This window comes from Citrobacter sp. 172116965, from assembly GCF_013458095.1.
In the GTDB taxonomy this organism is placed as follows: domain Bacteria; phylum Pseudomonadota; class Gammaproteobacteria; order Enterobacterales; family Enterobacteriaceae; genus Citrobacter; species Citrobacter braakii.
In genome coordinates this window covers 2,033,386-2,059,627 of sequence record NZ_CP046673.1, presented here as the reverse complement: position 1 = coordinate 2,059,627, position 26,242 = coordinate 2,033,386, and the positions used below count along the sequence as shown (strand labels likewise).

The following is a 26,242-nucleotide window of genomic DNA, read 5'->3' as shown; positions in this document are numbered from 1 at the left end:
TAAATCTGCCATTAATTAGGAACCGAATCTGTGGAGGATATTTATGCTCAAACTTTTCCATTACCATTCTCAATACTGGATATTTCTCGCACTTGCACTTTCTGTTTACGTAGTTGCTTTTCGATAACACATGAATAGGTTGTGTACTGCTTCCATCTAATGTAACCAGAACTTATATCTCATGAGCTTTGGTCCGGGCCTTAGCTCATCAAAGTGCATATGTTATAAATATAATGATACCGTTGCTGATATAAAGCCGTGCACAGAAACCATCTGACCTGTTTTGCTTAGCCTTATAACAACCTGAAAAAGAAAACGTTTTAAACATGCTAACCAGTATTTTGGAAGTCCACAACTTTTTAATATCTGTCAAAGTCAACATATTGAATTTAAGTCAGGGGGCCACTCAATATGTGTAGAACCGCTTACCACCATAATGGCAAATCCACAGATAATGTGGGCATTAAAAATCACCTCTTCTTTCGCTACTGCATTAGCAATTGATTAACAATAACCTATGTCAGGCATCGCCCTCCTTTTTTATAAGTTAAAAAAGTAAGACGAGATTATTTTTTCAGTGTATATCTGAACATCCTTTATAATTCTGTCTATGTTAAAGATTTTAACCAATGAAAAACAATATTTTTTCCATTGAACGGAATAAACCGATAAGTCCTTTAGAACTTAAGATTTACCGCAACTATCGCGTAGTTCATGGGATCCGTATTGCTTTAGCATTTGTTATAACTTTCTTACTGATAAGAATGTTGAATTTACCAGACCACTCCTGGCCCCTGATTACACTGGTTGTGGTCATGGGACCAATTAGTTACATGGGCAATGTGATACCCAGGGCACTTGAACGTATGGCGGGAACTGTAGGGGGTGCGATTTTGGGGATCATCGCATTACACATTGAAATGTACTCTCTCACTATGATGATGCTGTGGTGTGGATGCGCAGCTTTCCTTTGTGGTTTTCTGGCCATGAGTAAACGTCCCTATGCCGCATTATTGATTGGTATCACGCTAGCGGTTGTCAGCAGCGCTCCTGCAGGAGACTTACAAACAGCATTGTGGCGAAGCACCAACATTATTATAGGATGCATTCTGGCGATGTTGTTTACCAGCATTTTTCCCCAAAGAGCATTCATTAACTGGCGTATACAACTTGCTGACTTTCTTTCTGATTATCTAAAAATAACAACTGCGGGAGTCTCCCGAAACGTTCTTGCGCCCCCGAGAATGGCCAAACTTCAAACGCGAGCGCTGAATAATGTAGTAAAAATGCGCAGCCTTATTACACCAGTAAATAAAGAAACAAAGATTGCGAAGAGTCTACTTGAAGATATTCAATCGATAACCCGCGATATGATAGCGGCGCAAAAATTTCAGATAAATGCCCACTGGGCATCCCGTGGCAGTCGATTTCTCATATTGAATACTCACACGCTGTCAGATATGGAACAAATGACCCGTAGCACCCTCAACACCCTCGCACATGCCTTGCATGAAGGAAACCCAACGCCGATAGCATCAAATAGCGAGCATCTTCTCGAAATTACTAAAGAGTTGCATTGTCTTTTACTCGCCAATGAGGGCGAGGAAATCATTGAAAGCGCCGTTCACGGATATGTTTGGTTGAGCATTCAGCTTGCTATCCAACTTGAAGCACTATCAACCTTAATCACAAAAGCGCTTACAGAACAGATTTTTTCCTGATAAATATCAATATTTCTCTTATCTCATCGGCCTTTTGACCGTGCAAGGCATGACTTTTCCGTTCGAGCAAATCAATGATATTCTCTGTCGTAACCCTTTTGCCATTTTCAAGTAGCTGGATAACTGTTTCACCAATTTCCTGGGCCATAATATGGTTTTGTATGATTCTCAATGCGTTGCCCTTTATATGGTTATTAGTAATACCGTTACACATCAGACATGATGTTAAAAGCAAAACAAAAAATACAATTCTTTGCCCAACTTACTTGTATGTTGCACGGATAACCCTGAAATGACGAAACCCCGTTAGAACGAGGTTTTTATTCATGGTGTAACCATAGAGGATCAAACCCTCGTCTCCTGCAAGTTCAAAAGTCGCCCGCTCAATTCGATGAGGTAGTAGCAGACTGACGGCCCTTGTTGGACTTAAACCAGTGCCTGGCAATGATAATGAATCTTGCCGCCTTAACTGGAAGGTCAGAGCCAAATGTTACTTTCGCAACACCTGTTCATTTGATTTACTGGAAGTATATGGCGCATAGTTATCAGGTGTGATCATTGATGATTTACAAAAAATACACTTTGCACCAAAGGGATTTTTCTCAGTCACATCAAAATGGGAAGTTCTGTACTGTGACCCATGACAACAAGGGCACTTAAAATAAATATGGTCGGTCATGATGTTAGCCTTTATTTGCTACAACACTCACTACCGCAGTGATATCCAAAAGATCTATTTAACTAATAATTTCTCTTGGTTTTCAGTACCAGGTTACAACTCACTATTAAAAGCAATAAAAAATAAATATTTCTTATCAGTTCACATGAGGAATCTAAAATAATATAATTTTCTTTATATTATAGCACCAGCGATTTTTGGGATGTTGTTAGCTTTTACGAATGCACTTAAGCGTGCAAGAAAAACTACAGAGGTAAAACAACAAATGACATTCATAAAATAATCATTTCAACTGTTCTACCCAATGATTAGACTCAGACATCTGTTCAGCTTTATGTTGGCAGATGTTGAGTTTCTGAAAAACCAATATATCTACTCAGGCATTCACCGTCTTCGCTATCGTATATTGGTTTACATCAGGAAAAATATCAGGCAGCAACTACGTTTTCAGCTGACGGCCCTTTTGCACCAGCAGTAATGCTGAACTCAACTTTTTGGCCTTCATTCAGCGTTTTAAAGCCACCACTCTGAATAGCAGAGAAGTGTACAAACACATCTTTACTACCATTGTCAGGGGTAATAAAACCAAAACCTTTAGACTCGTTAAACCATTTTACTAAACCAATCATTTTATTAGACACAGGTAATTCCTTAAATTCTATGTAGCCTTACGGCGAAAAGGGCTTCGCACACAATCTAATTAGTAACGATAAGAAGGCTCAAAAGAAAGGATTATCTGTGGATAACGCTTGAGATGAGAACTGCTTTACTAAACCGCTTTAATGGGTCTGTGTACCTAACCAACCCCTCATTAATCACACACCCCACAAACAATAGCAAGTTATTTTTTCATTTAATTTTTCGCAAAATCTTAGAAATAGAAACTGAGACAGCATAATCAATGAGTTCTGTTCACTAGCAATAACATACTGCCGGTCGTCCCCTGGATAACGAAAAATAAAATAGAATATATTTATCAGCAACTTAAAGGAAACCCCGTTTCAATCCGTAAAAATCCAGCAACGAATTTTCGTGCTATTTTTCGCATCTGAGGAAATTAATAGCAACAAAGAAAATCATTTCTTCCAACCAGTAAATTCTGAAACAGCCATAACATTTACAAAACTATGCTCCTTTTGTTTCATATCAGTGTATTATCAGAGAAGGAAAATTAAAAAAATTGAAGGAGAAAAAATGCAACGACAGGCAATGATTTCATCAAAAATAAAATTTATTGGTTACTACCCATTAGAAAAGATACTGGAGATTGGTTTCGTAAATTCTTCAACTTTCCAGTATGTGGGCGTTCCTGAAAGCATCTATAACTCTTTTCTCACGGTGCAATCTAAAGGCCGTTTCTTTGACGGTGTCATTAAAGGTAAATTCTTGTGTCGTAAAACAGGGTGATTCAAGAAATTTACGCTGTAGATAGCGTAAAACGCCGTTCTGGTGTTTTCTGTTTTTGTTAGCACCGGGCCAGGAAATTGATATCCCAAAAACCACTATTCCCGTCAATTTTGTTACCCTTCGTTAAGCATGCTCCCTGCAGCGTTCACAGGTTTCAAACACTGGGACGCCATGCTCTTTCGTGGCTTTGCAGTCAAGTACCTCCCCTTTACCACCACAGCGGTAGCGTGCGCTAATTGTTCCCTGAACCGATTGCTATACCGCCACTCGCAGTCAGGAATGGGTAAAGCGGGTCATTTAAATGGCCTTTTTTTCCCGATCATCCTAAAAATTGTTGTAAAATTCGCGGCCTTAGTGATAGCTGCTTCTTTTTTGGCTATCTGTTTTGGCGGGAAGTTTTGGAGAGATTTTGGAGAAGAGAAAAAGTTGATTATTTTCAATACTCTGAAAACATCGCGCCTTCTGAACAAGAAGGTGAAACGCGAATGATCGGTCGGCTGCTCAGAGGCGGTTTTATGACCGCCATCTACGCGTATCTGTATATTCCAATCATTATTTTGATTGTGAACTCCTTTAACAGCTCGCGCTTTGGCATCAACTGGCAGGGTTTTACCACCAAATGGTACGGCCTGCTGATGAACAACGACAGCCTGCTACAGGCAGCGCAACACTCGCTGACGATGGCGGTGCTATCCGCCACGTTTGCCACGCTGATCGGCTCACTCACAGCGGTTGCACTGTACCGCTACCGTTTTCGCGGTAAACCGTTTGTCAGCGGCATGCTGTTCGTGGTGATGATGTCGCCGGATATCGTAATGGCGATTTCTTTGCTGGTGCTGTTTATGCTGATCGGCATTCAACTGGGTTTCTGGTCACTGCTGTTCTCGCATATCACTTTTTGTCTACCTTTTGTGGTGGTGACGGTTTACTCACGTCTGAAAGGTTTTGATGTACGAATGCTTGAAGCCGCCAAAGATCTCGGCGCCAGTGAAGTGACTATTCTGCGCAAGATTATACTGCCTCTGGCAATGCCTGCAGTGGCTGCCGGCTGGTTGCTGAGCTTTACGTTGTCGATGGATGATGTCGTCGTGTCGTCCTTCGTTACCGGGCCTGGTTATGAAATTTTGCCGTTAAAAATCTACTCAATGGTAAAAGTCGGCGTATCACCAGAGGTGAACGCGCTGGCGACCATTTTGTTGGTTCTGTCGCTGGTTATGGTGATTGCCAGCCAGCTTATTGCACGTGATAAAACCAAGGGCCGCTAAGGCCCTTAATTCAGGGGACGTTAAATGATGAAAAAATGGTCACGCCACCTGCTCGCGGCGGGTGCTCTGGCACTGGGCATGAGCGCCGCTCACGCTAATGACAACAACACGCTCTATTTCTATAACTGGACCGAATATGTCCCGCCTGGACTGCTGGAGCAGTTCACCAAAGAGACCGGCATTAAGGTTATCTATTCGACCTACGAGTCGAACGAAACCATGTACGCCAAGCTCAAAACCTATAAAGACGGCGCATACGATCTGGTGGTTCCGTCCACCTATTACGTCGATAAAATGCGCAAAGAAGGCATGATCCAGAAGATCGACAAGTCGACGTTGACCAACTTCCACAACCTCGATCCGGAAATGCTCAACAAGCCATTCGACCCCAACAATGACTACTCTATCCCGTATATCTGGGGTGCGACGGCCATTGGCATCAATAGCGATGCCATCGACCCGAAAACAGTAACCAGCTGGGCCGATCTGTGGAAACCGGAGTACAAAGGTAGCCTGCTGTTAACGGATGATGCGCGTGAAGTGTTCCAGATGGCGCTGCGCAAGCTGGGATACTCCGGCAATACCACCGATCCTAAAGAGATTGAAGCCGCCTATAACGAATTGAAGAAGCTGATGCCTAACGTCGCGGCATTTAACTCTGACAACCCGGCCAACCCGTATATGGAAGGCGAAGTCAATCTGGGGATGGTGTGGAACGGCTCCGCGTATGTGGCGCGTCAGGCAGGTACACCGCTGGAAGTGGTATGGCCGAAAGAAGGTGGGATTTTCTGGATGGATAGCCTGTCTATTCCAGCAAACGCAAAAAATAAAGAAGGTGCGCTGAAGCTGATTAACTTCCTGCTGCGCCCGGACGTGGCGAAAGAAGTCGCGGAAACCATCGGTTATCCGACGCCAAACCTGGCAGCACGTAAGCTGTTAAGCCCTGAAGTCGCGAACGATAAAACCCTCTACCCTGATGCAGAAACCATCAACAAAGGGGAATGGCAGAATGATGTCGGTTCCGCCAGCGCTATCTATGAAGAGTATTATCAGAAGCTGAAAGCAGGACGTTAATTCAGCGTTGTAAGGAATGCCCGATGGCGCTGCGCGTATCGGGCATAAAAATCACAGTCCTTTCAATAATTTCTCAACAAACTCAGGCACCACCTGGCTTGCCGGACCGTAATACTTCTCTTCAAACTCGCTTCCTACCTGGCTCGGTTCGAGATTTAGCTCTACCGTATGCGCCCCGTGTAGTCTAGCTTCATGCACAAACCCCGCTGCCGGGTATACATGGCCCGATGTACCAATCGCAATGAACACATCGGCCATTGCCAGTGCCATATAAATTTCATCCATGCCCAGCGGCATTTCACCAAACCACACCACGTGCGGGCGCAGCGGCGCCGGAAACTGGCAACAATGGCATTTATCTTCCGCAGTCACATCGCCAGTCCACTCCAGAATCTGCCCGCTTTGCGAACAGCGAACCTTGAGCAGTTCGCCGTGCATATGGATTACGTTCTGGCTGCCCGCACGTTCATGCAGGTTATCAATGTTCTGCGTCACCAGTAAAAAACGGTCGCCCAGCTCGGCTTCGAGTTTTGCCAGCGCGATATGCGCCGCGTTAGGCTGGATTTCTGATTGTTGCAACTGATGACGACGGGCGTTATAAAACGACTGGACCAGTTGCGGATTACGACTAAATCCTTCCGGAGTCGCAACGTCCTCTACCCGATGTTCTTCCCAGAGACCATCCGCCGCGCGAAAGGTTCGAATTCCTGACTCAGCGGAGATTCCCGCTCCCGTCAGTACCAGCACTCTTGGTTTTTCCATCAATTCAGGCACCACTCTGTCTCTGAAAAAGATTCGTTGACGCAGGCGATCGCGCATATGGCGTTTATTTTTACGAAAGCGGCTTAACCGATGACCCCGGCGCGACAGCATAACAACCTCTTTGTATTAATCGGTAAGATGTAGGAAAGCGGCTCCGCGCATCCCGCCCGCATCACCGTGCCGCGCCTGCTCAATACGCGGCACCCGGGCAACCGGCAGCAGATGACGTGGCAGTCGGTCCGCCAGTTGCGTCGTAATAGCGGTAAAATTCGACAAGCCTCCGCCAATCACCACCAAATCAGGATCGACGATAGTCAGGATATTCCCAAGGCACACCGCCAGCAAATCCAGATAGCGTTCAACATGGGCACGTGCTTGTTCATCACCCTGCTCCCACAGCGCGATAATTTCCCGGGCATCCAGCGATTGATGGTAGTAATGCTGATACAACCATGCAAATCCACCGCCGGAAAGATAGCTTTCGATGCATCCCAGTTGACCGCACCCGCAGCGGCGCAATGGGAAATCAAAGCCCATCAACGTCAGCGCATCGACTGGCAAACGGATATGACCAAACTCGCCGGTGATATAGCTGCGTCCGGTGATGGATTTCCCGTTAAGCACCAGACCGCCGCCAACACCGGTGCCGAGGATCAACCCCATCACGAGCGGATATTGGGTGAACTCGTCATCCCAGGCTTCGGAGAGGGCAAAACAGTTAGCATCGTTATCCAGACGCACATCGCGGTCAAGGCGAGCGCTGAGATCGGCGCGGAGCGGCTTACCACTGGCAGCAGGAACGTTGGCCGCATACAGCGTGCCGTCTTCCGTTTCCGGCATGCCAGGAATGCCGATACCTACCGAACCTTTAACGCCGAACCGCTGGTCCGCTTCCGTCACCAGATTGCAGACCGCATCAAGGAAAGCGTCATAGCTGTCGCGAGGCGTAGGGACGCGAGTTTCCCATTGCAAACGACGTTGCTTATCAAACACGCCAAGCGCAATTTTGGTCCCGCCGATGTCAAATCCGTAATACATCACCGCTCCTTGATACACGTCATCCTTCAAGATGCCTTGGGGTCGGCTGCGCCCTCACCCTCCAGTCACATCGTTATCTATGCTCGTGGAGATTTCGGTTTGCCGCCTTACCGCCGCATGAATGCTTTCGTGTATATATTGTTATTGGCCGCTAAGTACTCTCGCAGGATCAATATTGCTGGCGCGACGCGCCGGATACCAACTTGCCAAAAGACTCAGCACGAGTGCTGTCACCAGCACGTAAATCACATCCAGCCAGTGTAATTCCGATGGCAGGAAGTCAATGAAATAGATATCGCCGGACAGGAACTGATGGCCGATAAGCGCCTCAATCCCGTTAATGATCGGCGTCAGTTGCAGCGAGACAACCACCCCAATGACGACGCCTATCAGGCTACCGAACAGCCCCGCCAGCAGGCCGTACCAGACAAAAATGGCACGGATAAGGCCATCTTTAGCCCCCAGGGTTCTTAATACCGCAATATCGCCGCTTTTGTCTTTTACCGCCATCACTAACGTGGAAACGATATTAAAACAGGCCACGCCAATCACCAGCACCATCGCCAGATACATAATGGCGCGGATCATCTGGATATCGCGATACATATAACCATAAGTACCGATCCAGCTCTTAATGTACACATAGTTATTGGTGACTTCACCCGCGTCTCGCACCAGCTTATTGGCGTTAAACACGTCGTTCACTTTCAGCGCGATCCCGGAAACGCTGGATCCCATATCCAGGTATTGCTGCGCATCTTCCATTGGGATCATGGCAAAGCTGTGATCGAGCTGACCGCTCAGTTGCAGGATCCCCGTGACGTGCAAACGCACGCGTTTAGGCTGCTGTAACTTATGATCCGCACTGGCGTTAGGGATCATAATCGATACCCAGTCGCCCTGCTTCACCTTCAGCGCATCGGCAATTCCCTTACCAATAATGATTTGTTGCTCACCAGCTTCAAAATTATCCCATGCGTGGTTTTGCACAAACGAGGGTAGCGCGCTTAAACGCTGCTCCTGCTGCGGATCAACGCCCTTCACCTGCACTGCGCGTAGGTTCGCCCCACTCTCCACCAGCCCGGTAAAGTTAATATAAGGCGCCGCAGCGGCAATGCCTGGTACCTTCTGTACCTTGTCGAGCGCTTCCTGCCAGTTATTCCACGGCTGATTCACGGCTTCAATCTCACCGTGCGGCACCACGGCCAGAATACGGTTGTTAAGCTCACGCTCAAATCCGTTCATGGCGCTTAAGCCTACGATCAACACCGCGACGCCCAACGCAATGCCAACGGTGGAAATCACGGAAATCAGCGAGACCATGCCGCCGCGCCGCCGACCACGGCTAAAACGCAGACCAATCAATAACGATAAAGGCGAAGCCATTACTCAGCTCCCATCAGGCTCAGTTCAGCCGTCAGGCGACCATCGCGCATTTCAAGCTGGCGGCTCATGCGCTTCGCCAGTTGCAGATCGTGTGTCACCACCAAAAATGCCGTGCCCTGAGAGCGGTTCAGCTCACCCAGAAGCTCGAAAATGCTGTCCGCGTTACGCGCATCAAGGTTACCCGTTGGCTCATCCGCCAGTACCAGGCGCGGGTTATTCACCAGCGCACGAGCAATGGCCACGCGCTGGCGTTCACCGCCTGACAGTTCAGACGGGCGATGGCTGGCACGATGGTCCAGCCCTACTGCTTTCAGCATATCTCGTGCGCGTTCGGTGATTTCAGCCGGTTTTTTCTTGCCGATCAGCAACGGCATCGCCACGTTTTCCAGCGCGGTAAAGTCCGGCAGCAGATGGTGGAACTGATAAATGAAGCCCAGCTTCTGATTACGCAGTTCCGCTTTCGCCGCCGACGAGAGTTTGCTCATCGGCTGACCGCTAAAAATGACATCGCCGGAAGTTGGCGTATCCAGACCGCCTAACAGATGCAGCAACGTACTCTTACCGGAACCGGAGCTGCCGACAATCGCCATCATCTCACCTTCACCGACGCAAAAACTGACATCGTGCAGTACATCGGTCTGCACTGTGCCTTCCTGATAGCGTTTGCACAGGTTGTCGCATTGCAACAGGATCTTATTCATAACGTAAAGCCTCAGCGGGTTGAGTGGCGGCAGCGCGCCAGGAAGGATAAAGCGTAGACAGCAGCGCGATGGCCATCGCCACCAGCGCAATGACGATAACCTGCAGCGGCTCAATGGCGACCGGCAGCGCAGCCCCATCCAGAAGCACACCGATAATTGGCATCAGGTTGTTCAGTTGACTGGCGAGTAATGCGCCCAGCACCGCACCCAGCAGCGCGCCGATAATCCCGGCACTGGCCCCCTGCACCATAAACACCATCATTATCTGCCGCGGCGTCAGCCCCTGCGTTTGTAGAATCGCCACTTCCCCTTGCTTCTCCATTACCATCAGACCCAGCGAGGTAATAATATTAAATGCCGCCACCGCCACGATCAGGCTAAGCAGCAGCCCCATCATGTTTTTCTCCATACGCACGGCCTGGAACAATTCCCCTTTGCGCTCGCGCCAGTCCTGCCATTTGGTGCCTTGCGGCAGCGTTTGCTGGCTCAGCGTATCAACCTTTAACGGTTCGTTGAGCCACAGACGCCAGCCGGTAATATTGCCCACCGGGTAACGCATCAGACGTGACGCATCCTGGATGTTGGTCAGCATCTGGTAGCCGTCGACTTCGCTGTTGGCGGCGAAGGTGCCAATTACCGTAAACAGACGCTGGCTCGGCAGACGCCCCATGGGGGTAAACTGGCTGGCTGAGGGCACCATCACGCGAATTTGATCGCCACGATTAACACCCAGTTGCCCGGCAAGCTGCTCTCCGAGGATGACATTATACTTACCCGGCTGCAGATCTGTTTGCTTCACATTGACCAGATATGGCGTTAATGGATCTTTTTGCGCCGGGTCAATACCCAGCATCACGCCGACTGCCACGCTACGCGCACTTTGCAGTACCACATCCCCCGTGGTTATCGGTGCGACGCGGTTGACACCGTTCAACACCACCGCTTTTTCCGGCAGTTGTTGCGGGTTTAGGGAACCCTGTTCAGACGAGAGGACGGCCTGAGGCATCAGGCCAAGAATATTGTTTTGCAGCTCGCGCTCGAAACCGTTCATCACCGACAACACCGTAACCAGCGCCATTACCCCGAGAGTAATGCCAATGGTGGAGAGCCAGGAAACGAAGCGACCGAAGCGATCTGCTGCACGCCCACGCATATAACGCAGGCCGATGAATAGAGCGACAGGTTGGTACATGAAATCCGTCTGGTTGCTGTTAGCAAAGTCACGAGTATATAAGCGAAAGCGGAATGGGTAAATGACTGAACCGTAAGTGTTCGTCAGCACTATTCTTAAAAGTATAAATAAATCAAACCGCTAAAGTTGTCCCTCTTCCCTACAACCCTGATCCCTGACCTTTATCCTAAAAAAACAAAATGCAGACAGTTACGCATTACAGCGCACAGCGGGTTGCGCAGGATGGCAGGCTATTGCAATCAATATGGATGCGCCGTCTCAATGAATAAAAAAGAACTATGGATTAATCAAATCAAGGGGTTATGCATTTGTCTGGTGGTGATTTACCACTCGGTGATCACATTTTACCCGCACCTCACCACTTTTCAGCATCCACTGTCAGAGGTGTTGAGCAAATGCTGGATTTACCTCAATTTGTACCTGGCACCGTTTCGCATGCCGGTGTTTTTCTTTATTTCGGGGTATCTGATCCGTCGCTACATCGATAACGTCCCGTGGACAACCTGCGTGGATAAACGGATCTGGAGTATCGCCTGGGTGCTGGTGCTTTGGGGAGTGGTGCAATGGCTGGCGTTGGTGGCGCTCAATAACTGGCTCGCCCCGCAGCGCGATCTGACCCATGCCGCCAACGCCGCTTATGCGGATTCGATTGCGGGTTTTACCCACGGGATGCTGACCGCCAGCACCAGCCTGTGGTATCTGTACGCACTGATTGTCTATTTTGTTCTGTGTAAAATTTTCAGCCGTTGGGCGATGCCGCTGTTAGCGTTATTTGTGGCGCTGAGCGTGGCGATCAATTTTTTCCCGACCCCGTGGTGGGGAATGAACAGCGTGATTCGCAATTTGCCCTGGTATAGCCTCGGCGCATGGTTTGGCGCAACGCTGATGGCGTGGATCAAGGAGGTGCCCCTGCGCCGCCATGCGGTCATTGTCCTAGGTTGCACAATCGTCGCCATCATCGCGTGGCTGGCACATGTCTCGCTATTGCTTTCTCTCCTTTCCATTGTGTTGATCATGAAGCTGTTTTATCAGTTCGAGCTCCACTTTGGCATGCGCGCGTCCAGTCCGTTAAGCATGATTGGCGCCAATACCATCGCCATCTACACCACACACCGTATTCTGGTTGAGCTGTTCAGCTTAACGCTTATCCCCAAAATCAATCATGCCGCCTGGCCTGCATACGCGGAGCTGGCCCTGCTACTGGTGTATCCGTTCGCCTGTCTGCTGCTGTGCACCCTGTTTGGCCTGCTGGTGCGTAAGATTTCACAAAAAACCGTGGCCGATCTGCTCTTTTCCCCGCCCTCTTTATCGCTCGCCTCGCGCTAACCCCTTCGCGCTTTTTGCCCCCATTCGGGGGCGAATCAATTTGCTTATGAGAAACGATCACGGATAATAAAGAACATTGCTTATCAGATGTATATCTAAACGAGATCCTGACAACCGAATGCCTGAACAACATCGTTACACGCTCCCAACGGGCGCTTCCGATCAGCGCCAGTTGGGTGAGCTTACGGGTGCCGCCTGCGCAACGCTGGTCGCCGAAATCGCCGAACGTCACGCGGGTCCAGTGGTGCTGATCGCGCCGGACATGCAAAATGCTTTGCGTCTGCATGATGAAATTCGTCAATTTACTGACCAGATGGTGATGAACCTGCCTGACTGGGAAACGCTTCCCTATGACAGCTTTTCTCCCCATCAGGAGATTATCTCCTCACGGCTCTCCACGCTGTATCAACTGCCCGCCATGCAGCGCGGTGTGCTGATCGTTCCGGTAAATACGCTGATGCAGCGTGTCTGTCCGCACAGCTATCTGCACGGTCATGCGCTGGTCATGAAAAAAGGCCAGCGGCTTTCGCGCGACGCCCTGCGCGAACAACTGGACAGCGCTGGCTATCGCCATGTTGATCAGGTCATGGAACACGGCGAATACGCCACGCGTGGCGCATTGTTAGATCTGTTCCCGATGGGCAGCGAATTGCCTTATCGTCTGGATTTCTTTGATGACGAAATCGACAGCCTGCGTCTGTTTGATACTGACACTCAGCGCACGCTGGAAGAAGTCGATGCGATTAATTTGCTGCCCGCACACGAATTCCCGACTGACAAAACGGCCATCGAGCTGTTCCGTAGTCAGTGGCGTGATACGTTTGAGGTAAAACGCGACGCCGAGCATATTTATCAACAGGTCAGCAAAGGCACGTTACCTACGGGGATTGAATACTGGCAACCGCTGTTTTTCAGCGAGCCTCTGCCGCCGCTGTTCAGCTACTTCCCCGCCAATACGTTATTAGTAAATACTGGCGATATCGAGACCAGCGCTGCACGCTTCCAGGCCGATACCCTGTCACGCTTTGAGAATCGCGGCGTTGATCCGATGCGCCCGCTTCTGCCACCGGAATCGCTGTGGCTGCGGGTTGATGAGCTGTTTTCTGAACTTAAACGCTGGCCGCGTGTTCAGCTGAAAACCGAGAGTCTGCCGAAGAAAGCGGCGAATACCAACCTCGGGTTCCAGAAGCTGCCAGATATCGCCGTTCAGGCACAGCAAAAAGCACCGTTAGATGCATTACGTAAATTCCTGGAGGGCTTTACCGGTCCGGTAATTTTCTCGGTGGAAAGTGAAGGACGCCGGGAAGCGCTAGGCGAACTGCTCGCCCGCATCAAAGTCGCGCCGAAGCGGATATTGCGACTCGACGAAGCCGTAGACAACGGTCGTTATCTGATGATTGGCTCAGCCGAGCACGGCTTCATCGATAGCAAACGCAATCTGGCGCTGATTTGTGAAAGCGATCTGCTCGGTGAACGCGTGGCGCGTCGCCGCCAGGATTCTCGTCGCACCATCAACCCGGATACGTTAATTCGTAACCTCGCGGAGCTACATCCCGGTCAGCCAGTGGTGCATCTGGAGCACGGCGTCGGTCGCTATGCCGGTATGACCACGCTGGAAGCAGGCGGCATTACCGGTGAATACCTGATGCTCACCTATGCCAACGACGCCAAACTGTATGTGCCGGTGTCGTCGCTGCATCTGATCAGCCGCTACGCCGGCGGCGCGGAAGAGAATGCGCCGCTGCATAAACTGGGCGGCGATGCCTGGTCACGCGCCCGACAGAAAGCCGCTGAGAAAGTCCGCGATGTCGCGGCTGAGCTGCTGGATATTTATGCCCAGCGCGCAGCGAAAGAAGGCTTTGCCTTTAAGCATGACCGTGAACAGTACCAGCTGTTTTGCGACAGCTTCCCGTTTGAAACCACGCCCGACCAGGCGCAGGCGATCAACGCGGTACTCAGCGATATGTGTCAACCGCTGGCCATGGACCGCCTGGTGTGTGGCGATGTCGGCTTTGGTAAAACCGAAGTCGCAATGCGTGCCGCCTTCCTCGCCGTAGAGAATCACAAGCAGGTTGCCGTGTTGGTACCGACCACTCTGCTCGCTCAGCAGCACTTCGACAACTTCCGCGACCGCTTTGCCAACTGGCCGGTACGCATTGAGATGCTGTCCCGTTTCCGTAGCGCCAAAGAGCAAGCGCAGATTCTGGAGCAGGTTGCCGAAGGTAAAATCGATATTCTCATCGGCACTCACAAACTGCTGCAAGCGGATGTGAAGCTAAAAGATCTGGGGCTGCTGATTGTCGATGAAGAGCACCGTTTCGGCGTTCGCCACAAAGAGCGTATCAAGGCAATGCGCGCGGATGTGGATATTCTGACTCTGACAGCAACGCCAATTCCACGCACGCTCAACATGGCGATGAGCGGCATGCGCGACCTGTCGATCATCGCCACACCACCCGCTCGTCGTCTGGCGGTCAAAACCTTCGTGCGCGAATATGACAACCGGGTGGTACGCGAGGCTATCCTGCGTGAAGTTATGCGCGGGGGACAAGTTTATTATCTCTTTAACGACGTCGAAAATATCCAGAAAACCGCTGACCGATTAGCGGAACTGGTGCCGGAAGCGCGCATTGGTATCGGCCACGGGCAAATGCGCGAGCGCGAACTGGAACGCGTGATGAACGATTTCCACCATCAGCGTTTTAACGTGCTGGTATGTACCACCATTATCGAAACCGGGATCGACATTCCCACTGCCAACACCATCATCATTGAACGAGCTGACCACTTCGGTTTAGCGCAATTGCATCAGCTACGGGGTCGTGTGGGACGCTCACACCATCAGGCATACGCCTGGCTGCTAACGCCGCATCCAAAAGCGATGACCACCGACGCACAAAAACGCCTGGAAGCCATCGCCTCGCTGGAAGATTTAGGTGCAGGTTTTGCGCTGGCGACCCACGACCTCGAAATTCGTGGCGCAGGGGAACTGCTGGGCGAAGATCAAAGTGGCTCCATGGAAAGTATCGGTTTCTCACTGTATATGGAGCTGCTGGAAAACGCTGTCGATGCGCTCAAAGAAGGGCGTGAACCGTCGCTGGAAGATCTCACCAGCCAGCAAACCGAAGTCGAGCTGCGCATGCCATCGCTTCTGCCGGATAACTATATCCCGGATGTCAACACGCGACTGTCGTTCTACAAGCGCATTGCCAGTGCGAAAGGCGAAACCGAGCTGGAAGAAATTAAGGTCGAGCTGATAGACCGTTTTGGCCTGCTGCCCGACCCGGCCCGGACGTTGCTGGATATTGCCCGTTTACGCCAGCAGGCGCAGAAACTGGGGATCAGAAAGCTCGAAGGCAATGAAAAAGGCGGTACTATTGAGTTTGCCGAGAAAAACCACGTTAACCCGGTCTGGCTAATTGGTTTACTGCAAAAACAACCGCAGCACTTCCGTCTGGATGGTCCAACACGCCTGAAATTCATGCAGGAGTTGGGCGAGCGTAAAGCACGGATCGACTGGGTTCGCCAGTTTATGCGCCAGCTTGAAGAGAACGCCGTAGCCTAGCGTCAAGCCGGGTGAGTCCTCCACTCACCCGGCCTGATGAATTTACAAACTCTTTGCACTTCCCTGCACTTCCCGACACTGCAAACCGCCATAATTCTTGTTTACTTTTACATAATAAAAACCACGTAAAAACAATGGATTTATGGTGATGTTAAACAATAAACGACTCTCTCGCTGGTTAACATTTTTTACGCTTGCCGCGACCTTCGCGTTAGCACTTCCGGCCCAGGCAAACACCTGGCCGCTACCGCCACCGGGAAGCCGCGTGGTGGGTCAGAATGCCGTTCATGTTGTCGAAGACAATGGCGGTTCTCTGGAAGCGATTGCGAAAAAATACAATGTCGGCTTTCTGGCGCTGCTACAGGCCAACCCCGGCGTTGACCCTTACGTACCACGACCTGGCAGCGTGTTGACTATTCCGTTGCAAACCCTGCTGCCGGACGCGCCGCGCGAAGGCATTGTTATCAACCTCGCCGAACTGCGTCTTTATTATTACCAGCCAGGGACAAATTCGGTGACCGTGTATCCTATTGGTATTGGCCAGTTAGGCGGTGACACGCTGACGCCCACAATGGTAACCACCATCTCTGATAAACGTGCCAACCCGACCTGGACGCCTACGGCAAATATCCGCGCGCGATACAAAGCGAACGGGATCGACCTTCCTGCCGTAGTGCCTGCCGGGCCGGATAACCCGATGGGCCATCATGCCATTCGCTTAGCGGCATACGGCGGCGTGTATCTGCTGCACGGAACTAATGCTGATTTTGGCATCGGAATGCGCGTCAGTTCCGGCTGTATTCGTCTACGCGACGGTGATATCGAAACTCTGTTCCGTCAGGTGAAGCCAGGAACCAAGGTCAATATTATCAATACGCCAATCAAAGCATCTGTTGAACCTAACGGCGTGCGCCTGGTTGAAGTGCACCAGCCGTTGTCCGAAAAAATCAATGACGACCCGCAATTGCTGCCGATCGTGCTGAACGCATCCATGCAGACGTTTAAGAATGCGGCGCAAACGGACTCTGCCGTCATGGAACATGCGATGGAGATTCGCTCAGGCATGCCGGTCGATGTCACCCGTCATCACGACGTTACTCAACAACCGCTGTAAACTCAGCGCATAAAAAAACCCCCGCTGGATTCTATTCCGCGGGGGTTTTTATTTAACTCGCAGTGGCATTGCGATGGGTTAAATCTTATTTGTAGATAACTGCAGTCCCGTGGAGGGTGTTAGGACCGGTAACGGAAGTAATACGGAAAGACTTCGCCCCCATCTCATCCGCTTTCTGCGCCAGTTGATCTTCCAGAGAACCTAAGTTAGTCCCCGCATTCGCAGAAATAGTACCAACTTTCTGTTGGCCCGCAGGTGTGGCCTGAACTTCAACGGCAGCAAAGCTTGCAAATGAGAGTGAGCTAAGAACAGCAGCAACAAACAGAGTTTTTACGTTTTTCATGATAGTGACCTTTAGCAGATGAATGTGTGTCGCAAAGATTAACTTAACGATCGATAGGTAAATCATAGATGCGATCCAGGTCACACGTCAACATTTTTTTATAATGATCGTTATATAAAACACAAAGACCTTATTTTTCATATCAATAGCGTTAAATTATTTTTATCGCTAATCCGCTGGAGTGTGCAGTCGAATATTTTTATAATGGTTATTCAATAAACCCAACAAAGGTACATCGGCGCCATGACAACTGAAATGACAGGTTGTGCTAAAAAAAGCCGTGGCCGACCAAAAGTGTTCGACAGGGAAGCCGCGCTTGATAAGGCCATGACACTCTTCTGGCAGCACGGGTATGAAGCGACATCGCTCGCCGATCTCGTAGAAGCAACCGGCGCAAAAGCGCCCACGCTGTATGCGGAGTTCACCAATAAAGAGGGGTTGTTTCGTGCCGTACTGGACCGCTACATCACCCGCTTCGCGGCGAAACATGAAGCCCAGTTATTTTGTGAAGAAAAAAGTCTTGAGTGCGCGCTGGAAGACTATTTCACCGCAATAGCGACCTGCTTTACCAGTAAAGACACCCCGGCGGGATGTTTCATGATTAACACATCCGCGACACTGGCGGCCTCTTCCCGGGATATTGCGCACACGGTGAAATCCCGCCATGCCATGCAGGAACAGACGCTTACCCAGTTCCTTCACCAGCGCCAGCAACGAGGCGAAATTCCGGCCCATTGCGACGTGCAAAAACTGGCCGAATACCTGAACTGTATTTTACAGGGTATGTCGATCAGCGCCCGTGAAGGCGCAACGTTTGAAAAACTGATGCAGATCGCACACACGACTCTGCGACTGTGGCCTGAACTTATCAAAGTTTAACCCTTTCCCGCTATTTCCCCGCAGTACTGACACCACCGGGAGCTGATTAAGCCCCCGGTTAGATTCCCGCGGATTACCCCTACATTATTCAGTGTTTTCATCATCTTATCCGATCATTTTTTGTAAAATGTATTGATAACAACAATTATTATCAGCAATATTCGCATTTGTTTTAACGCCTGTTTCACAATGTAACTATCGGTTTCTCTACCGCCATAACAAAAACAGATCGACTCTTTTTTAAAAGGAATACAAATGCATAAGCGTCTCTGGGTGCTCAATCCTCTCTTGTTGTCTTTAACTCTCCCAGCCATCGCGGCTGAGGAAGATAACCTCATCGTCAGTGCCAACCGTAGTCAACGCACCGTGGCAGAAATGGCACAAACGACCTGGGTTATTGAAGGAAGCGAGATTGAACAGCAGGTTCAGGGGGGGAAAGAGTTCAAAGATGTTCTTGCTCAGTTAATCCCAGGAATCGATGTCAGCAGCCAGGGGCGCACAAACTACGGCATGAATATGCGCGGTCGTGCCATCGTAGTACTGATAGACGGTGTCCGTCTGAACTCCTCGCGTACTGACAGTCGCCAACTGGATTCTATTGACCCGTTTAACATCGCACACATTGAAGTCATCTCAGGTGCAACCTCACTGTATGGCGGCGGCAGTACCGGTGGGTTAATCAACATTGTCACCAAAAAAGGCCAGCCGGAGCGTGAAGTAGAACTCGAACTGGGGAGTAAAAGCGGCTTCAATAACAGTAACGATCATGATGAACGCGTTGCCGCGGCGGTGAGCGGAGGAACCGATCGCGCTTCCGGGCGCATGTCCGTCGCGTATCAACGGTTTGGCGGCTGGTATGACGGCAATCACGATGCCCTGCTGCTGGATAACACCCAAACCGGCCTGCAGCACTCCGATCGTCTGGACGTGATGGGCACCGGAACGATTGAGCTTGACGACAACCGTCAGTTACAACTGGTTACGCAGTATTATAAGAGCCAGGGGGACGATGATTACGGACTGGATCTTGGCGAGAACATGTCCGCCGTGACGGGAAACGGTAAGGCTTATACCAGCAGCGGACTGAATTCCGATCGTATTCCCGGCACTGAGCGTCATCTGATCAGCCTGCAGTATTCAGACGCGGATTTCTTCGGCCAGAACCTGGTCAGCCAAATCTATTACCGTGACGAATCGCTGAAATTCTACCCCTTCCCTACGCTGAGCAAAGGCAAGGTCACCAGTTTCTCCGCATCCCAGCAGGACACAGACCAGTTTGGTGCCAAAATCACCCTCAACAGCCAGCTGATGGATAACTGGGAGCTGACGTGGGGAGTCGATGCCGATCACGAAACCTTCGATTCCAATCAGAAATTCTTCGATCTGGCCTGGTCCCTGCCCTCCGGCGGTATGGACAACCGAACCGCTTATACCACCGGGCGTTACCCCGGTTACAGCATCACCAACTTCGCGCCTTTCCTGCAGAACAGCTATGACATTAACGACATCTTTACCCTCAGCGGCGGTGTGCGCTATCAATGGACCGAAAACAGGGTGGATGATTTCGTGGGCTATGCCCAACAACAGGGAATTGCCACCGGTCTGGCAAACTCCGCCGATACCATTCCTGGCGGTAAAACCGATTACGATAATTTCCTGTTTAACGCCGGTATCCTCGCCCACCTGACCGACCGTCAGCAGACATGGTTTAACTTCTCTCAGGGCGTGGAGCTTCCGGACCCGGGGAAATATTACGGTAACGGCACCTATTCCCTGGTTGGCGATCATTACCAGCTCCAGCGCAGCGTCAACGTGGCGGACTCACGCCTGGAGGGGATTAAAGTTAACTCCTACGAACTGGGATGGCGCTACACTGGCGACAGTCTGCGCACGCAGCTGGCCGCTTACTACTCTACTTCGGATAAATCGATCGTTATCAACCGTAGCGATATGACCATTAACGTCCAGCCCGATGATCGCCGTATTTATGGCCTTGAAGGTGCGGTGGATTATTTCATTGCGGATACGGACTGGAGTCTGGGCGGCAACTTCAACGTCATTAAATCGGAAGTGAAGCAAAACGGTAAGTGGCAGAAATGGGATGTCAACCTGGCTTCCCCGTCCAAAGCCACCGCGTGGGTCGGCTGGGCACCTGAACCGTGGACATTGCGCGTACAGAGCCAGCAAACATTTGATCTGACGGACGCCAGCGGCAATAAGCTGGACGGCTATAACACGATGGACTTTATCGGCAGCTATCAGCTCCCGTTGGGTAAACTGACCTTTAGCGTGGAAAACCTGCTGAATGAAGAATACACCACGCTGTGGGGACAACGTGCGCCACTGCTGTACAGCCCCACCTACGGTAGCCCGTCACTGTATGAATACAAGGGCCGGGGCCGCACGTTTGGTCTGAACTACGCCTTAACCTTCTGATAAAAAAAGCCCCCCAGCCTGAGCGAATGGGGGGCTAATGTTCAGGATAATGCTATTTTACGCTTTGTTATTTAGTACCAACTGTCCGTTGTTATCCAACGGAATTTGCGCGCCGGGGTCCTTATCCATACGGATTTTCCCCTGCTGATCGCCAATTTTGTACGTCACGTCGTAGCCCAGCATTTTTTCAGATTTGTCATACACCGTTTTACAACGCTGCTGCGTAGTAGTGTACGTATCATTTTCTTGCATCGAACCCTGGATCTGGTTACCTGCATAACCGCCGCCTAAAGCGCCGGCCACGGTAGCAATATCTTTACCGCGTCCGCCGCCAAACTGATGGCCGATAACGCCACCAGCAACCGCACCCAGCACGGAACCCGCGATACGGTTTTCATCTTGTACCGGCTTACGGTGCGTGACCGTCACGTTCCGACACTCCTGGCGCGGTGTTTTTACCGACTCTTTAATCGGTGTTGCAGAGACAACTTGTGCATACTGTGGGCCACGCTCGAAAACGTTAAGACTGGCCACCGCTGCAACACCCAGCGCAGCAGCTACGCCAATCCCTATACCCGCCAACATAGATTTATTCACGGGACTTCCTCCTTTTTTGCTATTAGCAACAACTTTGCAACAGAAGGTAAGGAATGCCAATCAGATTACGGATGAAAATAGCACTAGGAGGAGCGAAGGCAGGATGATTCGGAGAACTCTGAAGGAAGGCGCCGGATAAGTACAATCATCCGACGCCATAAGCCGTATTAATGCAGTTTCAGACGCGGGCGGATCACCCGGTTAATGCTGCCAACCAGCATCATCAGACCGGTTTTAAAGTAACCGTGCAGAGCAATCTGGTGCATGCGGTACAGTGAGATGTACACAAAGCGCGCAATACGCCCTTCTACCATCATCGAACCACGGGTCAAGTTACCCATCAGGCTACCCACGGTAGAGAAGTTAGAAAGTGAAACCAGAGAGCCGTGGTCTTTGTACTGATACGCTTTCAGCGGCTTGCCGTTCATCTGCGCCAAAATGTTGTTCATTGCGCAGCTTGCCATCTGGTGCGCAGCCTGAGCGCGCGGCGGCACAAAACCACCTTCCGGGCGAGCGCAGGAAGCGCAGTCGCCAATCGCGTACACGTCGGGATCGCGCGTGGTCTGTAGAGTCGGCTCAACCACCAGTTGGTTAATACGATTGGTTTCCAGACCGCCAATGTCCTTCATAAAGTCTGGCGCTTTGATCCCCGCAGCCCACACCATCAGATCGGCTTCAATGTACTCGCCATCCTTGGTATGCAGTCCGCCTTCATCAGCGCTGGTTACCATCGTCTGGGTCAGTACGCGTACGCCCAGTTTGGTTAACTCATTATGCGCAGCACTGGAAATACGCGGCGGCAACGCAGGCAGAATACGCTCACCGGCTTCTACCAGCGTAACGTTCAGCGCTTCGTTGGTCAGCCCTTTGTAACCATAGCTGTGCAGCTGTTTTACCGCATTGTGCAGCTCGGCTGAGAGTTCAACCCCCGTCGCACCGCCGCCGACAATGGCGATATTTACTTTGCCGTTAGCGCCCAGATTCGCGGAATACTTCAGGAACAGATTCAGCATCTCCTGGTGGAAACGACGCGCCTGATGCGGGTTATCCAGGAAAATGCAGTTTTCTTTGACACCCGGCGTATTGAAATCGTTGGAGGTACTACCCAACGCCATCACCAACGTGTCATACGGGACTTTGCGCTCAGGAACCAGCAGCTCGCCCTTCTCATCGCGCAGCTCGGCAAGAGTAATGGTTTTCGCTTCGCGATCGATATCCACCACCGAACCCAACTGAAACTGGAAACCGTGGTTACGGGCATGCGCCAGATAGCTCAGCGCATCCACGCCTTCGTCCAGGGAACCCGTCGCGACTTCATGCAGTAACGGTTTCCATAAATGGCTGTGGTTTCTGTCCACCAGCGTGATTTTGGCCTTTTTCTTGCGCCCCAGCTTTTTACCCAGCTGCGTCGCCATTTCCAGTCCGCCAGCACCGCCGCCGACAATCACGATTCTTTTTAATGGTGTAGTCAACGTGACCCCCTTAAATTTATTAACCAATTGTTAATTAAAAGTTATAGGCATAGCCTTTAATTAACAACAAGTTACGATAATGAAAATGTTCTTCGAGAGTGAGAATAACACGAACGGTGCATTGGTCATACCAAAATTGATGTGTATCAAGTTTTGATGCTGAAAAGATAGACAACACGAACTCTAAGAACAAAAAAACCAGCCCGAAGGCTGGTTTTTTACACGTTCATTGAGGATTAACCTAACGTCTTGAACGCTTTGATGCGCTGCAAATGCGGGGAGATATTCTTAAACTTGTGCGTCTGCTCTTCGTCCCAGACTATCTCGTAAAAATGATGCAGCTCTTCTGACGAACGCTGACTATTGAGCGCTTCATCATGACGTGACAGGATCACCAGGCAGCGATCGCGATTCTTTTCGCGGAAATTGGTCACGCATTTTGTCGCGATATCGGCATACTCTTCAGGCCTGTCGATTTTTCCTTCCATGTTCTCATACGGGAACAGGTTGGGATTAAACACTACCTGACGAATATCACACAGGAAACCAATCCGTTCAGCCCAATATCCCCCGAGCCCCACGCCACAAATCAGCGGACGGTCGTCCACATTAAGCTGCAGCATTTTGTCCACTTCTTTCAGTAGATGCTGCATGTCATGTTTAGGATGCCGCGTACTGTAGCTAATCAGCCTGACATCCGGGTCGATGAACTGCAGCTGCAACACCTTTTCGTGGTTGCCCGGGCTGTTAGAGTCAAAACCGTGTAAATAGATAATCATCGCATCCTCGCCAAACTTGCGTTAATGACCTGCTTTCTCTTCCTGCCAGCGCTCATGAAGCTGGTTGAGCTGGGCGCTTACCGTCTTCCAGCGTGCCGAGTCCATCAGTTCCTGACGTGAAAATGAACCTTTATGATACAAACGTGTAACACGTTCTGCATTGATCGGCGACAGATTATCTAACACACTGACCGCGCCTTTACGATTATTGCAGACCAGGATCATATCGCAACCCGCATCCAGCGATGCCTGACCACGCTCCGCATAGCTTCCCATAATCGCCGCCCCTTCCATCGACAAATCATCGGAGAAAATGACGCCATCGAAACCAAGCTCCTGACGCAGCACCGTTTTCAGCCAGTGTGGCGAACCGCTCGCCGGACGCGGGTCCACGTCACTGTAGATGACATGCGCAGGCATAATGGCATCGAGTTTGTTTTCCGTAATCAATGTCTGGAACACGGACATATCTTTTGCACGAATTTCGGCTTCTGAACGTGGATCGGTTGGGGTTTCTTTATGCGAATCCGCCGTCACAGCCCCATGCCCGGGGAAATGTTTACCGGTAGTTTTCATGCCAGCAGCATGCATACCGTCAATGAAGCGGGTCGCCATAGCCAGCGCTTTCTGCGGATCGGCATGGTAAGAGCGTTCCCCAATCGCCGCGCTGATATGCCCCACATCCAGCACCGGCGCAAAACTGATATCTATATCCATTGCGATCATTTCGCTGGCCATTAGCCATCCGGCGTCCTGAGCCAGATTGCCGCCGTCTTCCAGACCGTGCAGCGCAGCAAAGGATTGGGCCGCGGGCAGACGCGTAAATCCTTCGCGAAAACGCTGTACCCTGCCGCCTTCCTGATCTACCGCCACCACCAGATGATTGCGTGATGCCGCGCGAATCTGGCGCACTAATTCACGCAACTGTTCCGGGTCATGATAATTTCGGGTAAAGAGGATCAACCCACCTACCAGCGGATGCGCCAGAATCTCACGCTCTTCAGCGTCCAGCTCATACCCTTCGACATCCAACATTACTGGGCCCACACTGCTCTCCTTATCCTTTCATTATTAGCTGCCGCCAGGTTTCATCGGCCAGCCTGATAAATTGTCGATCGCCGGTTTGTCGCCAGCGATACTCAAACCACCCCGCTTTCAGCATTATGACCCAGGGCCGCCATCGTCTGACCTGCCGCCACAGCGCGTTTTGTTCAATGTGCGCTCGTTGGGCGTAGGCGCGAACCAGCCGTTGGTGCTGAGATTCGTCGTTGACCCAAACCGCCGCCAGCTCCAGAGCGATATCACCGTCTCCGGCATATTCCCAGTCAATCAGCCGCAGCCCTGATGCTGTACGTACGATGTTGTCACCGTGGACATCCATATGCAGAGGTCCCAGACGCAAAGGTCGAGGCTCACCGCTTTTCCTGAGTCGCTTCAACGCTCGCAACCAGCATGGCGTGCGACGCGCCGGATCGCCAAACTGCCAGTACTGTTCGAGTAGCGGCAGCAGACTGATTCGCCAGCCCAATTGGGGTTGTTGGTGCAGATGATACAATAAGCCAGCGAGTTCGTCGGCGTCCGGTAATCTGGATTCAACCTTACCGTGAAAAAAGTCGACCGCCATCCACCCACGTATATAAAAGCGGGGGCGCGGCGCAAGGCTTTCAGGCAGATGCTTTAACGCGTGATAGTGGCGTAAGAAATGCGATTCCGGCGCGTCAGGGTCGTGATGACAGCGCAACACTAAGCGGTGGGTATCGTGTTCGATGATGCAGCTCCCGCCGCTCAGGCCGCTCTGGTTGGCTACGACGGGATAATACTGCGGGAAATAGCGCGACAACACCTCGTCGCGCGTCAGTCGGTTATTGTTGCTGTACGGCACCTTTACCTGACCAGATTATCTCGCCAGTTTGTACCAGCATTAATTGCATTTGCAGCGCCGGCGAATTGACGTTGCCGGAGGCGCTGGAATAGAGCACATACTGTGCGCCAACGTTACGGGCGATACCAATCGCTTTGCTGCGCGTTCCCAGACTGTCGTTCGGTGACAGACCTAACTGCTGTTTGGCGACAGCCAACTGCTGGGCGGAAACCAGGGTAAACTTGCCGTTATTCGCCAGCGCGTTCCTCAAGGTCTCGGTGGCTTCACCGGCGTTCAACGAGCCGTTGGTCCGGTTATTCACGCTATCAACCAGCAGAACGCCTCCCGCTTTGACGCCGTCAGCCTGCAGCATTTTACCGACCATCGGTTGCATAGCTCCGTTCCAGTCATAGTGACGTTGACGTGGCGTCGGCTGCGCCGTTTGGTCCTCGTGCTCAATCGGACCCGGCTGCTGCGGTATGCTTGGCACCGTTGGTACAACCGGCACCGGCTGTTGCGGCTGCGCGGGCTGTTCCGGCACTGGCTTCACTTCCTCTACTGGTGCGGGCTCACGTTGCGCCACACAGCCAGAGAGAAACATCGCCAGCGCGGCAATCAGTGCGTAGCGATTCATTTTGATCATCA

Annotated in this window: 23 protein-coding genes and 1 pseudogene; 9 read left to right on the top strand and 15 right to left on the bottom strand. The window is 51.0% G+C overall.

Annotated elements, in window-relative coordinates; all coding sequences use genetic code 11:
* Positions 1-629 precede the first annotated feature (629 nt).
* Complete coding sequence (locus GPJ68_RS09755) at positions 630-1,721, top strand: FUSC family protein (protein WP_104651926.1); 1,092 nt, start codon at positions 630-632, stop codon at positions 1,719-1,721.
* A gap of 490 nt (positions 1,722-2,211) precedes the next feature.
* Here the strand turns inward: GPJ68_RS09755 and GPJ68_RS09750 are convergent, their stop codons facing one another.
* Together GPJ68_RS09750 and cspE are read right to left on the bottom strand one after the other, a co-directional pair.
* Positions 2,212-2,400 (bottom strand): cold-shock protein, encoded by a 189-nt coding sequence (locus GPJ68_RS09750; RefSeq protein ID WP_071600303.1) that lies wholly within the window; start codon positions 2,398-2,400, stop codon positions 2,212-2,214.
* A gap of 428 nt (positions 2,401-2,828) precedes the next feature.
* Complete coding sequence (gene cspE / locus GPJ68_RS09745; RefSeq protein ID WP_304653859.1) at positions 2,829-3,041, bottom strand: transcription antiterminator/RNA stability regulator CspE; 213 nt, start codon at positions 3,039-3,041, stop codon at positions 2,829-2,831.
* 553 nt (positions 3,042-3,594) lie between these two features.
* Here cspE and GPJ68_RS09740 point away from each other — a divergent pair.
* Positions 3,595-3,807 carry a KTSC domain-containing protein gene (locus GPJ68_RS09740; protein ID WP_016152687.1) on the top strand — a complete coding sequence of 71 codons (213 nt, stop codon included), beginning with the start codon at positions 3,595-3,597 and terminating at the stop codon, positions 3,805-3,807.
* 138 nt (positions 3,808-3,945) lie between these two features.
* On the opposite strand, the pseudogene GPJ68_RS09735 reads toward GPJ68_RS09740, so the two are convergent.
* Positions 3,946-4,053, bottom strand: a pseudogene (locus tag GPJ68_RS09735) (antitermination protein); the annotation flags it as partial.
* Positions 4,054-4,292: 239 nt separating this feature from the next.
* Between GPJ68_RS09735 and potC the strand changes: the two are divergent.
* Entirely contained in the window at positions 4,293-5,072 is a 780-nt protein-coding gene (potC, locus tag GPJ68_RS09730; protein WP_003030794.1) for a spermidine/putrescine ABC transporter permease PotC, read from the top strand.
* 27 nt (positions 5,073-5,099) lie between these two features.
* Positions 5,100-6,146 (top strand): spermidine/putrescine ABC transporter substrate-binding protein PotD, encoded by a 1,047-nt coding sequence (potD, locus tag GPJ68_RS09725; protein ID WP_029139492.1) that lies wholly within the window; start codon positions 5,100-5,102, stop codon positions 6,144-6,146.
* A 51-nt stretch (positions 6,147-6,197) separates the two neighbouring features.
* Here potD and cobB read toward each other — a convergent pair whose 3' ends face one another.
* The 5 genes from cobB to lolC all read right to left on the bottom strand — a co-directional run bounded on the left by cobB (position 6,198) and on the right by lolC (position 11,225).
* Complete coding sequence (gene cobB, locus GPJ68_RS09720) at positions 6,198-7,019, bottom strand: Sir2 family NAD+-dependent deacetylase (protein WP_016152685.1); 822 nt, start codon at positions 7,017-7,019, stop codon at positions 6,198-6,200.
* A gap of 15 nt (positions 7,020-7,034) precedes the next feature.
* Positions 7,035-7,946: an N-acetylglucosamine kinase gene (gene nagK, locus GPJ68_RS09715; RefSeq protein ID WP_016152684.1), complete on the bottom strand. Its 912-nt coding sequence runs from the start codon at positions 7,944-7,946 to the stop codon at positions 7,035-7,037.
* A 141-nt stretch (positions 7,947-8,087) separates the two neighbouring features.
* Positions 8,088-9,332 carry a lipoprotein-releasing ABC transporter permease subunit LolE gene (lolE, locus tag GPJ68_RS09710; RefSeq protein WP_104651928.1) on the bottom strand — a complete coding sequence of 415 codons (1,245 nt, stop codon included), beginning with the start codon at positions 9,330-9,332 and terminating at the stop codon, positions 8,088-8,090.
* Positions 9,332-10,033, bottom strand: a complete 702-nt coding sequence (lolD, locus tag GPJ68_RS09705; protein ID WP_003832278.1) for a lipoprotein-releasing ABC transporter ATP-binding protein LolD — start codon at positions 10,031-10,033, stop codon at positions 9,332-9,334. Before lolD ends, lolE begins: the two co-directional genes overlap by 1 nt.
* Positions 10,026-11,225, bottom strand: coding sequence for a lipoprotein-releasing ABC transporter permease subunit LolC (gene lolC, locus GPJ68_RS09700; protein ID WP_003030806.1), 1,200 nt, complete (start codon positions 11,223-11,225; stop codon positions 10,026-10,028). The genes lolD and lolC overlap by 8 nt, the downstream gene beginning before the upstream one ends.
* Before the next feature lie 261 nt (positions 11,226-11,486).
* On the opposite strand from lolC, the gene GPJ68_RS09695 reads away from it, so the two are divergent.
* From GPJ68_RS09695 to GPJ68_RS09685, 3 genes are all read left to right on the top strand, one after another.
* A complete protein-coding gene (locus tag GPJ68_RS09695; RefSeq protein ID WP_104651929.1) occupies positions 11,487-12,551 on the top strand; it encodes an acyltransferase family protein in 1,065 nt (354 codons plus the stop codon).
* A 118-nt stretch (positions 12,552-12,669) separates the two neighbouring features.
* Positions 12,670-16,116: a transcription-repair coupling factor gene (gene mfd, locus GPJ68_RS09690; protein WP_180837269.1), complete on the top strand. Its 3,447-nt coding sequence runs from the start codon at positions 12,670-12,672 to the stop codon at positions 16,114-16,116.
* A gap of 148 nt (positions 16,117-16,264) precedes the next feature.
* A complete protein-coding gene (locus tag GPJ68_RS09685) occupies positions 16,265-17,230 on the top strand; it encodes a L,D-transpeptidase family protein (RefSeq protein WP_104651930.1) in 966 nt (321 codons plus the stop codon).
* Positions 17,231-17,315: 85 nt separating this feature from the next.
* Here the strand turns inward: GPJ68_RS09685 and bhsA are convergent, their stop codons facing one another.
* On the bottom strand, positions 17,316-17,573 hold the full coding sequence (gene bhsA / locus GPJ68_RS09680) for a multiple stress resistance protein BhsA (protein WP_029139491.1): 258 nt from the start codon (positions 17,571-17,573) through the stop codon (positions 17,316-17,318).
* A 243-nt stretch (positions 17,574-17,816) separates the two neighbouring features.
* On the opposite strand from bhsA, the gene comR reads away from it, so the two are divergent.
* Both comR and GPJ68_RS09670 read left to right on the top strand, forming a co-directional pair.
* A complete protein-coding gene (comR, locus tag GPJ68_RS09675; RefSeq protein WP_016156207.1) occupies positions 17,817-18,452 on the top strand; it encodes a TetR family copper-responsive transcriptional repressor ComR in 636 nt (211 codons plus the stop codon).
* Between the two features lie 255 nt (positions 18,453-18,707).
* Positions 18,708-20,888, top strand: a complete 2,181-nt coding sequence (locus GPJ68_RS09670) for a TonB-dependent siderophore receptor (protein ID WP_104651931.1) — start codon at positions 18,708-18,710, stop codon at positions 20,886-20,888.
* A 57-nt stretch (positions 20,889-20,945) separates the two neighbouring features.
* On the opposite strand, the gene GPJ68_RS09665 is transcribed toward GPJ68_RS09670, so the two are convergent.
* The 6 genes from GPJ68_RS09665 to lpoB form a co-directional block, all read right to left on the bottom strand.
* Complete coding sequence (locus GPJ68_RS09665; RefSeq protein ID WP_003030814.1) at positions 20,946-21,485, bottom strand: glycine zipper 2TM domain-containing protein; 540 nt, start codon at positions 21,483-21,485, stop codon at positions 20,946-20,948.
* 167 nt (positions 21,486-21,652) lie between these two features.
* Complete coding sequence (gene ndh / locus GPJ68_RS09660) at positions 21,653-22,957, bottom strand: NADH-quinone dehydrogenase (protein ID WP_016152676.1); 1,305 nt, start codon at positions 22,955-22,957, stop codon at positions 21,653-21,655.
* Positions 22,958-23,193: 236 nt separating this feature from the next.
* On the bottom strand, positions 23,194-23,736 hold the full coding sequence (gene ycfP, locus GPJ68_RS09655) for an alpha/beta hydrolase YcfP (RefSeq protein WP_003030817.1): 543 nt from the start codon (positions 23,734-23,736) through the stop codon (positions 23,194-23,196).
* Positions 23,737-23,757: 21 nt separating this feature from the next.
* A complete protein-coding gene (nagZ, locus tag GPJ68_RS09650; RefSeq protein ID WP_104651932.1) occupies positions 23,758-24,783 on the bottom strand; it encodes a beta-N-acetylhexosaminidase in 1,026 nt (341 codons plus the stop codon).
* A gap of 10 nt (positions 24,784-24,793) precedes the next feature.
* Complete coding sequence (gene thiK / locus GPJ68_RS09645; protein ID WP_104651933.1) at positions 24,794-25,618, bottom strand: thiamine kinase; 825 nt, start codon at positions 25,616-25,618, stop codon at positions 24,794-24,796.
* Positions 25,599-26,240, bottom strand: a complete 642-nt coding sequence (gene lpoB, locus GPJ68_RS09640; RefSeq protein WP_016152673.1) for a penicillin-binding protein activator LpoB — start codon at positions 26,238-26,240, stop codon at positions 25,599-25,601. Before lpoB ends, thiK begins: the two co-directional genes overlap by 20 nt.
* Positions 26,241-26,242 lie beyond the last annotated feature (2 nt).